This is a genomic window from Pseudarthrobacter sp. AL07, from assembly GCF_029960665.1.
Lineage (GTDB): Bacteria > Actinomycetota > Actinomycetes > Actinomycetales > Micrococcaceae > Arthrobacter.
Genome location: NZ_JASBRB010000004.1, coordinates 143,809 through 157,770, shown reverse-complemented (window position 1 = coordinate 157,770; position 13,962 = coordinate 143,809). Strand labels below are relative to the sequence as shown.

Below are 13,962 nucleotides of genomic sequence, written 5' to 3'. Positions count from 1 at the left end.
CTTGGAACTTGGCTCTCACAGAGCCATGCTTCCCCTTAAGGCCTGCCGAGCGCCTTGGGGTAACCCCACCGCAGCGAAAGTAGCACCGTGTCCCAAGATGTCCTTAGCCCCGCCCGGGTCAACGAGATTCACAAACAGGCGGCCCGGCGTCGGACCTTTGCTGTCATTTCGCACCCCGACGCCGGCAAGTCCACCCTCACCGAGGCTCTGGCACTGCACGCGAAGGTGATCGGCACGGCCGGCGCCTCCAGCGGTAAGGCCAACCGCAAGGAAACGGTTTCGGACTGGATGCAGATGGAGAAGGACCGCGGCATCTCCATCAGCTCCGCCGCCCTCCAGTTCTCCTACCGGGACACCGTCATCAACCTGCTTGACACCCCCGGCCACGCGGACTTCTCCGAGGATACCTACCGCGTCCTGGCCGCCGTCGACTGCGCGGTGATGCTCGTGGACGCCGCCAAGGGCCTTGAAACGCAGACCATGAAGCTGTTTGAAGTCTGCAAGGCGCGGAACCTGCCCATCATCACCGTGATCAACAAGTGGGACCGGCCGGGCCTGGACGCACTGGCGCTGATGGACGAGCTCACCGAGCGCACCGGCCTCCAGCCCATGCCGCTGACCTGGGCCGTGGGAATCTCCGGTGACTTCCGCGGCGTCTGGGACCTCCGCCAGGACCGCTTCGCCCGCTTCCAGCGCAACAATTCCGGCGCCAACATCGCCCTGACCGAGTACTTCACGCCCGAAGAGGCCGCGGAGACGCAGGGCAGCAACTGGACCGACGCCGTGGACGAGGCCGGCCTGGTCATCGAGTCCAACCTCGAATTCGACGTCGAAGCCTTCCACGCGGGCACCGCCACCCCCATCCTTTTCAGCTCCGCCGCGCTGAACTTCGGCGTGAAGGAACTGCTGGACGCCCTGGTGGACTTCGCGCCGCACGCCGCCCCCCGGCCCGACGTCGAGGGCAGCCCGCGCCCGGTCGAATCGTCCTTCTCCGGCTTCGTCTTCAAGGTCCAGGCCGGCATGAACAAGGCCCACCGCGACCACGTCGCCTTCATCCGTGTCTGCTCCGGAGTTTTTGAACGCGGCATGGTGGTCACCCAGACCCGCACCGGAAAGTCGTTCGCCACCAAGTACGCCCAGCAGGTCTTCGGCCGCGAACGCGAGGTCATCGACGAGGCCTACCCCGGCGACGTTGTTGGCCTGGTCAACGCCTCCACGCTGCGCGTAGGTGACAGCCTCTTCCTCGAAGACGCGGTGGAATACCCCGCCATTCCGCTGTTCGCCCCGGAACATTTCCAGGTGGCCCGGTCCAAGGACCCCAGCAAGTTCAAGCAGTTCCGCCGGGGCATCGAGCAGCTCGAGCACGAGGGCGTCATCCAGGTGCTCCGCTCCGACGTCCGCGGCGACCAGGCGCCGGTGCTCGCCGCCGTCGGCCCCATGCAGTTCGAAGTGGTGGAGGACCGCATGGCCCACGATTTCAGCGCCCCGATGCGGCTGGAACGCCTGCCGTACTCCATCGCCAGGATTTCGACGGCGGAGGCCATGCCCACGCTGGCCAACGTGCCCGGTGCCGAGGTGCTGTTGCGGTCCGACGGCGAATACCTTGCCCTGTTCAACGACGTCTGGGCCCTGCGCCGGATCGAGAAGAACCACCCCGATCTGACCCTCGTGCCCATCGGCACCCACAACCCCGCAAAGTAGCGTCCAATGTCTGCAGACCAACCCCGCGCGCTGATCACCGGCGTCGGCACCATCAACCCGCTCGGATCCACGATGGCAGAAACCTGGACCGGCCTGCTGGCGGGGCAGTCCGGCATCGCCGCGCTGGATCAGGAGTGGGCGGAGCAGTTGCCCGTGCGCATGGCCGGACAGGTCACCGCAGACCTTTCGGAGCACCTCACCACGCGCGAGCTGAAAAGGATGGACCGGTGCGGGCAACTGGCGCTGGTGGCTGCCCGGGAAGCCTGGCAGCAGGCAGGAACGCCCGACGTCGACCCCGAACGGTTCGCTGTGGTGATCGGCTCCGCCTATGGCGGCCTCGGTTCCACCCTCGAACAGGACCGTGCGCTCGCCAGCGGCGGCCCGCGCCGGGTCTCGCCGCACACCCTCACCCGGCTGATGGTCAACGGCCCCGCGGCCTGGGTCTCCATTGACCTCGGCGCCCGCGGCGGAGCCCGGACCCCGGTCAGCGCGTGCGCGTCCGGCGCGGAAGCAATTGTCCAGGGCGCCGAAATGATCCGCTCCGGAGCGGCCGACGTCGTGATTGCCGGCGGCGTGGACGCATCCGTCAACGACCTTGTGATCACCGGGTTCTCCCAGATCCGGGCACTCTCCACGCGCAACAGCGAACCCCAGCTAGCCTCGCGCCCGTTCGACGGCGCCCGCGACGGCTTTGTCCTCGCAGAAGGCGCCGGCATTGTGGTGCTTGAGAGTGAGGCCCACGCCCGGGCGCGCGGCGCCGTTGTCCTCGGCGCAGTGGCCGGCGGGGCGGTAACCTCGGACGCCAACGACATCGTGGCCGCGGACCCCGCCATGCAGCGGAGGGTCATGCAGAAGGCCCTGGCCTCGGCCGGAATGCAGGCTTCGGAAATCGGCTTCGTTCACGCGCACGCCACCTCCACCCCGGTAGGGGACCGGCTCGAGGCGCAGGCCATCAACGCCATTTTCGGTGCCAACGTGCCCGTGACTTCCACCAAGGGCCACACAGGCCACCTGCTGGGCGGCGCCGGTGCGCTCGCCGCGGTTGTGGTGGTCCAGGCCCTGCAGACCGGACAGCTTCCCGGAACGGCGAACGTCGAGGCGCTGGACCCCGAAGTGAACCTGAACGTCATCACGGAAAACGCGCACACGCTGGCGCCGGGCTCCGCCCCCGCCGGCCTGGTGAACGCTTTTGGCTTCGGCGGACACAGCGTTGCCCTGGTGATCACGGCCAGCTGACACCGCCCCCGCCGGCAACGGGCCCTACCCGATCAGCAGGCTCAACGCCTCCGTCAGATGTTCCACCTCGCGCACGGAGAAGCCCGCCGGGACAGGGCCGGGACCGTTGTGGCTGGCCGGGACCACGGCGTGGGTGAAGCCCAGGCGGTGTGCTTCCTGGATGCGCTGGTTGATGCCGGGTACCGGCCGGACTTCGCCGGCCAGGCCCACCTCGCCGAACGCGATCAGCCGGATGGGCAGGGGTTTGCGGGCCTTCGCGGAGGCGACGGCCAAGGCAACGGCGAGGTCAGTGGCCGGTTCGCTGAGCTTCACGCCACCTACCGTGGCCACGTAGGAATCGTCCTTGTGCAGCAGGCAGCCGGCGCGCTGCTGTAGCACCGCCAGGAGCATGGACACCCGTGAACTGTCCAGGCCGCTGGTGGCCCGGCGGGGCTGCGAGTTGGCGCTCTCGGCAAGCAGCGACTGCACCTCGGCAAGCAAAGGCCGCCGCCCTTCCATGGTCACGGTGATGCAGGTGCCGGAGACAGGTTCCTTGGTGCGGCTCACGAACAGCCCGCTGGGGTCCGTGAGCCCTTCGATGCCGTTCTCATTCAAGTCAAAACAGCCGACGTCATCCGTGGGCCCGTACCGATTCTTCACCGCGCGCAGCATCCGGAGCCGGGAATGCCGCTCGCCTTCGAACTGGCACACCACGTCCACCAGGTGTTCGAGCAGCCGCGGCCCCGCGATGGACCCGTCCTTCGTGACGTGCCCCACCAGCAACGTAGTCATGTTCCGGCGCTTCGCAGCTGCGATGATGGACGCCGCAACCTCACGCACCTGCGAGACGCCGCCGGCGCTGCCGTCCACGTCAGCGCTGCTGAGCGTCTGGACCGAGTCCACAATCAGCAGCCGCGGCTCGATTTTCTCCACCTGCCCCAAGGCCTGCCCCAGGTCAGTTTCGGCGGACAGGTACAGTGAGTCCGCGACGGCGTCGATCCGTTCGGCGCGCAGCTTCACCTGCGCGGCGGATTCCTCGCCCGTGACATACAGGACATCCTGGGCGGTGCGGGCGAACTTGGCCGCGACGTCCAGGAGTAGGGTGGACTTGCCCACGCCGGGTTCCCCGGCAAGCAGGATGACCGCACCCGGGACGAGGCCACCGCCCAGTACGCGGTCCAGCTCGTCCACGCCGGTAGGCAGGAAAGCCGCCGTGCTGGCATCCACCTCGGCGATCCGGCGGGCCGGCTCCAGAACTGTTGTTGCCGCCGTCGTCCGCGCTACAGCGGCACCGGTTTCCTCAACCGTCCCCCACGCCTGGCACTCGCCGCAGCGTCCCACCCACTTGACAGTGGTCCAGCCGCATTCGGCGCACTTATAAGCCGGCGCTTTGGACGCCCGGGAAGTCTTTGTTGCCATGGGTTCCACCCTACTGGCGGGCACCGACAATCCTCCCCACCTGCCCCCCTAAGCTCGGCCAGGGAACCCTGCAGGCGTGGGCCCAGCCCGTCGGCCCGCTACAAGCCCGGCAGCACGTCCCTGGCCTCGATCGGATCCATGCCCGTGGCCTCCAGGAGGTCCACCATCAGCGGCCGGAACAGCATCACCACAGTCTCTCCCTCAAGGCGCTGGACTTCCAGCAGCCTCGGGTGCAGCCGCAGCGCAACCTCGCTGAAGTCCTGCCGGGCCGTCCTCAGATGGGCGCGCCGCGCGCCGTCGTGCGTCTCGGCAAGGCCCAGCGAGAGTTCATCAATCGCAGCCGCCGTATCCTCCAGCACCTCTGCAATGTTCTCGGTTGCCTCATCGGACAGTGCGGCATGGTTGATGGCGCTGGTCAGCCGCCGTGCGAACACGCGGCTGTTCCTGAGCGCAAGGTCGATGGAGTCCAGTGACTGCTTGAGCCGGTCCAACTCGTCGCGGTGCCGGCGGTGGGCCGGCGCGAGCGTGGCCACCTCGCCGGAAGCACGGAGGGAGTGGCGCATAGCGTCCACCAGCGTCTGGCAGTTCCGGCCGCGGATCAGGGCGTGCCACGCCTGGGTGGAGTCGCTGTTGCTCAGTGCAGTAGCGCATTCCCGCAGTACTTCGGCCAGTTCGTGGAGCAGCTTCCGTACATCCTTGCGGGGCTCCCGGCGCGGATCCTTCGGAATCAGGATGGTCACCAGAAGTGCGAACACCCCGCCAACAATGGCGTCAATGCTGCGGGTGAACGGCCCGCCGTCCGGCGCCGGGAGCAGTACCACCAGCAAGGATTGCAGCCCCAGTTGGGTGGTGAAGATGTTGCCGCTGTCCAGGAAGCGGGCCAGCAGGATGGAGAACAGAAGGACGACGGCGGCCTGCCAGATGCCGCTGCCCAGCCAGTGCAGCAGCAGATCACCCACCGCGATCCCGATGGTGCAACCGAGGCCCACCTCCATCACCCGGCGCAGCCGCGGGTCACGCGAGAAGCCCAGTGCGATCAGTGACGATGTGGCCGCGAAGAGGGGGCCGGAGTGCCCCAGGACGTATTCGGCGAAGGCGTACGCCCCCACCGCGCAGGCGGTCATCTGGACGGCGGGGACCAGCGAGTTCCGGCTCCGGACCAGGCCGGTGCGGATGCGGCCGCGCAGGAATCGCCTGCTTGCTGAGAGTCCTGCTGCTGCGGCCATGCCCACCAGTCTATTTGCCGCCCGGACACCTAAGCCCGAAAGTGTGAAACGCGCAATGGTGGCGCCGCGGGTGTAAGCCAATATGCCGCCGTCGTTAATCTTCTGTTCACCTATGCCCGCCCATCCCGTTACCTGCGGCCCATAGATTCGTTGAAGGTACAAAACGTACGCATCGCGCTGCAGGGCGTCTCCGGCCCTGCCGCTGCTGAATAACCCTGGAAGGGGTACATCTAGTGAAGGCACTCCGTTTCGGCCGCCACGCGGCTATCGCTGTAATCGCAGCCGGCGCACTCGCGCTCACCGCCTGCGGTTCAGACAACGCTACGGGCAACACGCCTGCAGGCAACCAGACTTCTGCCGGCCCCAAGGTCACCGGCACGCTGACCGGCATCGGCTCCTCCGCGCAGGGCGCGGCCATGGACGCCTGGAAGACCGAATTTGCATCCGCCAACCAGGGCGTCACCGTGCAGTACTCCCCGGATGGCTCCGGTGCGGGCCGCAAGGCGCTCGTAGACGGGTCGGCCCAGTTCGGCGGCTCGGATGCCTACCTGAAGGACGAAGAGTTCGCATCCTCCAAGGCCGTCTGTGGCCCTGATGGCGCAATCAACATCCCGGTCTACATCTCCCCGATCGCCGTGGCGTTCAACGTCCCCGGCATCACCGAGCTGAAGCTTGACGCTGCCACCGTCGCCAAGATCTTCCGTGGCCAGATCGCCAACTGGAACGATCCGGCCATCGCCGCACTGAACGCAGGCGTATCCCTCCCGGACCTCAAAGTCACCCCGGTGAACCGCTCTGACGATTCCGGCACCACCACCAACTTCACCGAGTACCTGGCCGCGGCTGCTGCCGAGGTCTGGACCGACAAGGCTTCCGGCGTTTGGCCCGCAACCCTGCAGGGCGAGAACGCCAAGGGAACCTCTGGTGTTGTCAAGACAGTCACCGGCACCCCCGGCGCAGTGACCTACGCAGATGATTCCGCTGTCAGCGGCAAGCTCGGCGTTGCTCAGATCAAGGTTGGCGAGTCTTTCACGAAGATCTCCGCTGACGCAGCCGCCAAGGCTGTTGACGCAGGCAAGCCTGTTGAAGGCCGCTCCGCCAACGACCTGTCCATCAAGCTGGACCGCAAGACCACCATCGAAGGCGCATACCCGATCGTCCTGGTTTCCTTCCACGTTGTCTGCACCACCTACGACAAGCAGGAGACCGTTGACCTGGTCAAGGCCTTCGAAAGCTACGTAGTTTCCGACGCCGGTCAGCAGGCAGCTGCTGACTCCGCGAAGTCCGCGCCGCTCTCCTCGGCCCTCGCCGAGAAGGCCGTCAAGGCCATCGAATCCATCAAGGTCAAGTCCTAGTACCTGTCCCTGAACCACGTTCCCCGCCACGCCGAAAGGCGGGGCGGGGAACTTGGCTTTGTACGCTCGATTTAGGCACTACCAACAACCGAAGGGTCTGGAATGACCGCCACCCCCCTGAGTAGTTCCCAGGGCGCAGGCCGCGCCGGGGATAAGATCTTTTCCGGCGCCGCCCTGGCCGCCGGGTGCCTCATCCTCGCCGTCCTGTTCGGCGTGGCATTGTTCCTTGTTGTCCAGGCCATTCCGGCGCTCACTGCCCCGGCAGCCGAGATCCAGGGCGGCGAAGGCTTCTTCGCCTACATCTGGCCGATCGTTATTGGCACCCTCATTGCCGCCGTCATCGCCCTGGTGATCGCAACACCCGTCGCCATCGGCGTTGCCCTGTTTATCTCGCACTTCGCACCGCGCGGACTCGCCGCCGGCCTCGGCTACGTCGTGGACCTCCTGGCCGCCATCCCGTCAGTAGTTTACGGCGCCTGGGGCGCGGCATTCCTCGCCAAGGAAATATCCCCGGCCTACAACTGGCTGGCCGGGAACATGGGCTGGCTGCCCATCTTCCAGGGCCCCGCCTCTGCCACTGGCAAAACCATCCTGACCGCGGGCATTGTGCTCTCGGTGATGGTCCTGCCGATCATCACGTCCCTGAGCCGTGAAATCTTCCTGCAGACCCCCAAGCTCCATGAGGAAGCCGCCTTGGCCCTCGGCGCCACGCGCTGGGAAATGATCAAAATGTCGGTCCTGCCGTTCGCCCGTCCGGGCATCATCAGCGCAGTCATGCTGGGCCTGGGCCGGGCACTGGGCGAGACCATGGCGGTTGCCCTGGTCCTCTCCTCCGGTGCCCTGACCGCCAGCCTGATCACGTCCGGCAACCAGACCATCGCCGCGGAGATCGCCCTGAACTTCCCCGAAGCCAGCGGCCTCAAGGTCAGCACGCTGATCGCCGCCGGCCTGGTCCTGTTTGTGATCACCCTGGGAGTCAACATGATCGCCCGCTGGATCATCACCCGGCACAAAGAATTCTCGGGAGCAAACTAAATGTCCTCCACTCTCACTCCCGTGCGCAGCAAGCGTTCAGCCCTGACCAAGGGCCAGTTGCCCAAGTACGCGCCGTATGTTGTCCTGGCACTCGCGCTCATCGTGGGCGCCGCGATCCTGGCCCTGATCGGTTTTAACGCTTTCGGCTGGGGCATTGTCTCGGCCATCCTCTTCACCGCCGGCCTGGTGGGCTGGAGCGTTGTTGTGGAGGGCTCCCGCAAAGCCAAGGACAAGCTGGCCACCTGCCTGGTGGTGGGCTCATTCCTGGTCGCACTTCTCCCGCTGATCTCCGTAATCTGGACGGTTCTGGTCAACGGCGTTCCCGGCCTGATCGCCCCGGGGTTCCTCACCAACTCCATGAACGGCGTCACCGGCGCCTACGACAATAAAGCTGTCGAAGAGGGCGCCCCCGTGATCGGCGGCATCTACCACGCCCTGGTGGGTACGGTGCAGATGACGCTGGTCGCCACCGTCATCTCTGTGCCCGTCGGCCTGCTGACCGCCATCTACCTGGTCGAGTACGGCAACGACGGCCGGCTGGCCCGCGCCATCACGTTCTTTGTGGACGTTATGACCGGCATCCCGTCCATCGTGGCCGGCCTGTTTGCCGCAGCGTTCTTCTTCGCCGTGGTTGGGCCCGGCACCAAAACCGGTGCCGTCGCCGCCGTCGCGCTTTCTGTCCTGATGATCCCCGTGGTGGTGCGATCCAGCGAGGAAATGCTGAAGATCGTCCCCAACGAACTGCGCGAAGCAGCCTACGCGCTGGGCGTGCGCAAGTGGCGCACCATCATCAAGGTGGTTATTCCGACGGCGATCTCCGGCATCGCGTCCGGCGTCACCTTGGCGATCGCCCGCGTGATCGGCGAGACCGCGCCCATCCTGGTCACCGCCGGGTTTGCCACCAGCATCAACAACAACGTGTTCGGCGGCTGGATGGCCTCCCTGCCGACGTTCATCTACACCCAGATCCTGAACCCCACGTCCCCGGCAAACCCGGATCCCTCTTCGCAGCGGGCCTGGGGGGCCGCCCTGGTGCTGATCATCCTGGTGATGGTCCTGAACCTGGGCGCCCGGCTGATCGCCAGGATCTTCGCCCCCAAGACCGGCCGCTGAAAATATTCTCAGCAGGCCATTCCGGTCCTCGCGGCCAAACCCTAGACTTCAATCCATACCCCAGCAAGTGAAGGAACACCATGTCTAAGCGCATCGACGTCAAAGACCTGAACGTGTACTACGGCGATTTTCTGGCCGTGGAGGATGTCAGCATCAACATCGAAGCCAAGTCCGTAACGGCCTTCATCGGTCCCTCAGGCTGTGGTAAGTCAACGTTCCTGCGCACCCTGAACCGCATGCACGAGGTTCTGCCCGGCGCCCGCGTCGAAGGTGAAGTCCTGATGGACGGCGACAACCTTTACGGCCCCGGCGTGGACCCCGTGACCGTGCGTTCGCAGATCGGCATGGTCTTCCAGCGGCCCAACCCGTTCCCCACCATGTCCATCCGCGACAACGTGCTGGCCGGCGTGAAGCTGAACAACAAAAAGATCTCCAAGGGCGAGGCCGACGTCCTCGTGGAGAGCTCCCTCCGGAGCGCCAACCTCTGGAACGAGGTCAAGGACCGCCTGGAGAAGCCCGGATCCGGCCTGTCAGGCGGCCAGCAGCAGCGACTCTGCATCGCCCGTGCCATTGCGGTGGAACCGCAGGTGATCCTCATGGACGAGCCGTGCTCGGCGCTGGACCCGATCTCCACGCTGGCCATCGAGGACCTTATCAACGATCTCAAGGACCAGTACACCGTGGTGATAGTGACCCACAACATGCAGCAGGCCGCCCGCGTTTCGGAAAAGACGGCGTTCTTCAACATTGCCGGTACCGGCAAGCCGGGCAAGCTGATCGAATACGGGAACACCCAGACCATCTTCAACAACCCCGCCGTGAAAGCCACGGAGGACTACGTCTCCGGCCGCTTCGGCTAGTCCCCACCGCCGCCAAATGCGGCGTTGAAGGCCTGCCCTCAGGCAGCCAATGGTGACAACGCAAGGGCCAGCACGAACGCCCCGGAGGCGGTTGCCACGGGGGTCAGGACCCACAGCCCCAGAATCCGGATCACCAGCTTCCTGTTTGTCACGGAGAAGTTCTGGTTCTCGCCGGCGCCCAGCACGGCGGACGTCACGGTGTGGGTGGTGGACACAGGCCAGTGCAGTCCGATGGCGCCCACGAACAGGATCAACGCGCTGAAGATCTGGGCCACGGAGCCCCGCAACGGGTCAACCCGGGTGATTTTGTAGCCGATGGTTTGGGAGATCCGCCAGCCGCCGAAAAGCGTTCCCACCGTGATCATCACCGCTGAGAGCAGCGCCACCCACATGGGCATAGTGCCGTCGTCGGAATAGCCAGCCGCCAACAGTGCCAGCAGCAGTACGGCACTGATCCGCTGGCCGTCCTGCAGGCCGTGACCGAATGCTACGGCGCCGGCGGCGATGGACTGGCTGCGCCGGAAGCGTTGGTTGATCACGCTGGGCTGGGCGTAGCGCGCCGCCCACGTGACCGGGAGAACCAGCAGGAACGCGCCGCTGTACGCAACCAGCGGTGACAACAGCAGCGGCAGAACAACTTGGAACAGCAGTGACTGGTCTACCCCGCCAACGCCGGGGCCACCCACGGCCAAGCTGGCCAGGCCGGCGCCGCCCAGCCCCCCCACCAGGGCATGGGTGGAGGACGCCGGGATGCCGCGCCACCAAAGCAGGACGCCCCAGACGCAGGCGCTCGCGAGCCCTGCAACCAGGATGCTAAGGCCGCTGGTGCCCTCTGGAAGGCTGATCCAGGTCTGGCTGATGGTGACCGCCAGGCTGGCGCTGAGCAGGGCGCCCAGGAAGTTGAAGAAGGCCGCAAGCAGCACGGCCACGCTTGGCGTGAGCGCCCGGGTGCGGACCGCCAGGGCAGCGGACGTGGAGGCATCCCTGAAGCCGTTCAGGAAGCCAAATCCCGCGGTCAACATCACCACAACGCCGAAAATCACTGCTGTCACGTCAGGATTCCTTGACGATGATGCTGCCTACCTGGGTAGCGATGCGGCGCATGTCCTTGGTGACTTCGACCAGTTGGTTGGCGACGTCGCGGTTACGGGAATACTGCGCCCATTTCATGTCCCGGATCATGTCCGCTACCCAGATCCGGTGGGTCCGTTCGGCGCGTTTGGCCAGCCTGAGAATCTCAATCCAGTAATCCTCGAGGTCGTCGAGGTTGTTGAGCTGGCGCATGGCGTCCACGGTGAGCTCGGCTTGCCGGCTGATGATCTCAAGCTGGTCTGCGGCGCGCCGGGGCAGGCGGTCAAGCTGATACAGGGACACAAGCTCCGCAGCGCCGTCCAGTTTCTCGAGAGCCTCGTTCAGGTATCGGGACAGAGCATACATGTCTTCGCGGGGGAGCGGGTTCACAAAGCTCGTGCGCATGTGGGTGAGCAAGGCGAAATGCAGTTCGGCGGACTTGGCTTCGTGGTTGTGCATGTCGTCCACGAGTTTGGCGTGCTCAGTGGCGGGTACGCCCAGGATCTCTGCCATGGTGGCGCTGGCATGCACGATTTGCTGGGCCATCTGGGACAGCAAGGTCAGCCCTGCGGGCTCCTGGGGAAAAAGGCGCAGCTTCACGTTGGGATACCGGTCTCCGGGGATGTGCAGGGGTGGTGGGCCGCCCGCTTGTGACTTGACGCAGGCCAGCAACTGTGTTGATTCTAGCGGCCGTGGCCTGAAAACAGGCATAAAAATGGTGCCGAACCGGATACGCCTCTCGGCGGTAGGCCGCTCTAGGCGGCTAATTGTTGAAGCCCGGGGGTTTCGCGGCTCGACACCAGTTTCAGTGTTCTACGTTGCCTGGCCCAAGTCAACATTGACAGATCGGCGCCGGTGGTTCAGTCGAGCTCGCCCAATCGCCAGGCATTCGCCGCGTGCTCAAGGTCCTCGGCGGTCTTCACGAGCTGGTGCGAGTTGCGCGTGAGCTTGCTCGCATGGGCCTCGTTGCCGAGCTCGGCACCGTCGGCAATCGTCGCCTGGCCGAGCGCCACCACGCGGCAGAATGCGGCAGAACGCTCCAACGCGACGTCGAACTCGCCGTCGAACGCTCCGGAAAGAATGGCGTCCGCCATGGCCCGCATTTCTTCGGCTCCAGGCGGTTCGGCGGCGCCGGCCACTACATGGGAGACCTGAGCGGTGTCCTTGCCCGCGCGGAAGTACACGGAGATCCGTTCCGGGTCCTGGACAGTGGCGGCGCGCAGGGCGTACAGCCGCCAGAGGGCGCCGGGCAGCGAACGCGCCGGGCTTTCGGCCCACATCTCCGCGATGGCCTCCAGGCCCTGCTCGTCCGTCAGCTTGACCAGGCGTTCGGTGATGACGGGATCGTCGCTGTCGCGTCCGTGGCGCACCAGAGCCTGGGCAGCGAGGTGGGCGGCCTCGGACACGCGCGCAGGATCCGGACCGCCTGCGAACGGCTCAAAGTCGATGGGGGCGAACGGCTTGGGCTTGTGATGCCGGTTGGCTCCGCCGTAGTGACTGGGTCCTGCTTGTTCGCTCATGCCCCCACGCTACTCCTGTGCCGCGCGGGAAATCGAGTGCTGTTCGCAGCCAGGATGCACCTTGCCAGCGCCGGTGACGCTGTGCGGAATACGGAACGTACGACGGCGGCGCACACCTGCGTGCCAAACCCGCCCCGTGTGTGGGGTAAAGTATTCTACGTCCAGAAATGGACTGGGCTGATCGGTCGTTTGTCGGTCAGCTGGGGCCTTTAGCTCAGTTGGTAGAGCATCGGACTTTTAATCCGTGGGTCGTGGGTTCGATCCCCACAGGGCCCACCCACGCAGAAGACCAGAGACACTCCGTCTCTGGTCTTCTGTCGTACAGCGGGAGCCTAATGTTCGAAATGAGTGTCCGGCGCACCGCCCGGCAGGCTGGCCAGGATGCCCTCGGCCACCTTGCGGAGCTTGATGTTCCGGTGGCTGGATGCCTTGGAGATGATGGCAATCGCGTCGTTGTAGGAACACCTGTTCTGCGCCATGATGACACCGCAGGCAATATCGATGGACGTCCGGCTTTTCAATGCTGACTGCAGATCCGACGCCCTGGTGCTGGCCGACTGCAGCTCAAGGGCCAGCCTGAGGCCGCGGGACGCCAGGTCAGTGAAGCTGCGGGCCTCGGCGATCACGGGCAGCGGGAACGCTTGGCAGCCGGCTGCGAAGAAGGCGATGGCAGCCTCGGTGCCCTCATCAAGTGAAAGCCGAAGTCCCAGGACGCTGCCGAAGCCGGCGTCCTGGAGATACGGCCTGTAGCGTGCCCAGCGAAAGTCGGAGCCCACGTGGTTCATGGCAGCGGTACCCGTGCCCGTGAGGGCGTCGGTCAGGGGGCCTTCGCCGGCCTCCGTTTCCAGCCGGGCCAAGGCTACGGGCCGTGTGCCGGTTCCCGCGGTGGCTCTGGCGCGTTTAACCCGGTTCAGGACCAGGGCACATTCGATGGGGGCACCGGCGAGTTGGCTCAGCGCGGCCGCCGCGAGGTGGACCAGGGTCTCCAAGGAGTCGGGAAGGTCCGTCGAGCCGGTGACCAGATCGGGGATAAGCCCATCGGCCCCGAGCAGCCCGGAGGTGATCGCTTTCACGGCCGAGTCCGCGCCCGGATGACCGCCCGGTGCCGGGCTGGGTCTGCGGTCCGTGATTGCTGCCGGCCCCGCAGGGGGGACTCCATGCTGGATGGCGCGCTGTGTCGGATGAGCAGACGCCGGACGCCTGCCTGCCGACGAGTGCGCCGGGGACGCTTCGGAACGGGACTTCATGTCCGCCTCGCCATGGGTCACCGGGATCCGGCTGGCGGCGTGCGGTGGATGTGACCAGTGGAGAACGGAGGGCCGGCGACGGCTGGGGGAGAGGCCTTGGTCTCGAAGACCTCCTCGTCGCCGGCCCCGCTTACTTCCCGTCCCCCTTGGGACGGGAAAGCGCGGTTGCCAGATGGTGTATTCATCCTTCTCACAACCCC

12 protein-coding genes and 1 tRNA gene are annotated in these 13,962 nt (G+C 65.9%); 7 read left to right on the top strand and 6 right to left on the bottom strand.

What is annotated here, in order from left to right; translation table 11 throughout:
* Positions 1-87: 87 nt before the first annotated feature.
* Both QK290_RS06045 and QK290_RS06040 read left to right on the top strand, forming a co-directional pair.
* Positions 88-1,701: a peptide chain release factor 3 gene (locus QK290_RS06045; RefSeq protein WP_282329774.1), complete on the top strand. Its 1,614-nt coding sequence runs from the start codon at positions 88-90 to the stop codon at positions 1,699-1,701.
* Between the two features lie 6 nt (positions 1,702-1,707).
* Positions 1,708-2,937 (top strand): beta-ketoacyl-[acyl-carrier-protein] synthase family protein, encoded by a 1,230-nt coding sequence (locus tag QK290_RS06040; protein WP_282329773.1) that lies wholly within the window; start codon positions 1,708-1,710, stop codon positions 2,935-2,937.
* A gap of 24 nt (positions 2,938-2,961) precedes the next feature.
* On the opposite strand, the gene radA is transcribed toward QK290_RS06040, so the two are convergent.
* Positions 2,962-4,335 (bottom strand): DNA repair protein RadA, encoded by a 1,374-nt coding sequence (gene radA, locus QK290_RS06035; protein WP_282329772.1) that lies wholly within the window; start codon positions 4,333-4,335, stop codon positions 2,962-2,964.
* Between the two features lie 98 nt (positions 4,336-4,433).
* Positions 4,434-5,561, bottom strand: a complete 1,128-nt coding sequence (locus QK290_RS06030) for an FUSC family protein (protein WP_282329771.1) — start codon at positions 5,559-5,561, stop codon at positions 4,434-4,436.
* 233 nt (positions 5,562-5,794) lie between these two features.
* Between QK290_RS06030 and pstS the strand changes: the two genes are divergently transcribed.
* The 4 genes from pstS to pstB all read left to right on the top strand — a co-directional run bounded on the left by pstS (position 5,795) and on the right by pstB (position 9,924).
* Positions 5,795-6,916 (top strand): phosphate ABC transporter substrate-binding protein PstS, encoded by a 1,122-nt coding sequence (pstS, locus tag QK290_RS06025; RefSeq protein ID WP_282329770.1) that lies wholly within the window; start codon positions 5,795-5,797, stop codon positions 6,914-6,916.
* A 102-nt stretch (positions 6,917-7,018) separates the two neighbouring features.
* The gene (pstC, locus tag QK290_RS06020) at positions 7,019-7,951 is read left to right on the top strand and encodes a phosphate ABC transporter permease subunit PstC (protein ID WP_282329769.1); all 933 of its coding nucleotides are present in this window, start codon (positions 7,019-7,021) and stop codon (positions 7,949-7,951) included.
* On the top strand, positions 7,952-9,064 hold the full coding sequence (gene pstA / locus QK290_RS06015) for a phosphate ABC transporter permease PstA (protein ID WP_282329768.1): 1,113 nt from the start codon (positions 7,952-7,954) through the stop codon (positions 9,062-9,064).
* A gap of 80 nt (positions 9,065-9,144) precedes the next feature.
* The gene (pstB, locus tag QK290_RS06010) at positions 9,145-9,924 is read left to right on the top strand and encodes a phosphate ABC transporter ATP-binding protein PstB (RefSeq protein ID WP_282329767.1); all 780 of its coding nucleotides are present in this window, start codon (positions 9,145-9,147) and stop codon (positions 9,922-9,924) included.
* 38 nt (positions 9,925-9,962) lie between these two features.
* Here pstB and QK290_RS06005 read toward each other — a convergent pair whose 3' ends face one another.
* From QK290_RS06005 to QK290_RS05995, 3 genes are all read right to left on the bottom strand, one after another.
* Complete coding sequence (locus tag QK290_RS06005) at positions 9,963-10,976, bottom strand: inorganic phosphate transporter (RefSeq protein WP_282329766.1); 1,014 nt, start codon at positions 10,974-10,976, stop codon at positions 9,963-9,965.
* A gap of 1 nt (position 10,977) precedes the next feature.
* Positions 10,978-11,595, bottom strand: a complete 618-nt coding sequence (locus tag QK290_RS06000; protein ID WP_282329765.1) for a nuclease PIN — start codon at positions 11,593-11,595, stop codon at positions 10,978-10,980.
* A 260-nt stretch (positions 11,596-11,855) separates the two neighbouring features.
* Positions 11,856-12,515: a hypothetical protein gene (locus tag QK290_RS05995; RefSeq protein ID WP_185262292.1), complete on the bottom strand. Its 660-nt coding sequence runs from the start codon at positions 12,513-12,515 to the stop codon at positions 11,856-11,858.
* 203 nt (positions 12,516-12,718) lie between these two features.
* Here QK290_RS05995 and QK290_RS05990 point away from each other — a divergent pair.
* Positions 12,719-12,791, top strand: a tRNA-Lys gene (locus tag QK290_RS05990).
* A gap of 56 nt (positions 12,792-12,847) precedes the next feature.
* Here the strand turns inward: QK290_RS05990 and QK290_RS05985 are convergent.
* Positions 12,848-13,588 (bottom strand): ANTAR domain-containing protein, encoded by a 741-nt coding sequence (locus QK290_RS05985; protein WP_282329764.1) that lies wholly within the window; start codon positions 13,586-13,588, stop codon positions 12,848-12,850.
* Between the last annotated feature and the right edge of the window lie 374 nt (positions 13,589-13,962).

Bases quoted from the DNA above. Each gene is read 5' to 3' on its own strand.
- QK290_RS06040 (WP_282329773.1), top strand. From the start codon at position 1,708: ATGTCTGCAGACCAACCCCGCGCGCTGATCACCGGCGTCGGCACCATC.
- radA (WP_282329772.1), bottom strand. From the start codon at position 4,335: ATGGCAACAAAGACTTCCCGGGCGTCCAAAGCGCCGGCTTATAAGTGC.
- QK290_RS06030 (WP_282329771.1), bottom strand. From the start codon at position 5,561: ATGGCCGCAGCAGCAGGACTCTCAGCAAGCAGGCGATTCCTGCGCGGC.
- pstC (WP_282329769.1), top strand. From the start codon at position 7,019: ATGACCGCCACCCCCCTGAGTAGTTCCCAGGGCGCAGGCCGCGCCGGG.
- pstA (WP_282329768.1), top strand. From the start codon at position 7,952: ATGTCCTCCACTCTCACTCCCGTGCGCAGCAAGCGTTCAGCCCTGACC.
- pstB (WP_282329767.1), top strand. From the start codon at position 9,145: ATGTCTAAGCGCATCGACGTCAAAGACCTGAACGTGTACTACGGCGAT.
- QK290_RS05995 (WP_185262292.1), bottom strand. From the start codon at position 12,515: ATGAGCGAACAAGCAGGACCCAGTCACTACGGCGGAGCCAACCGGCAT.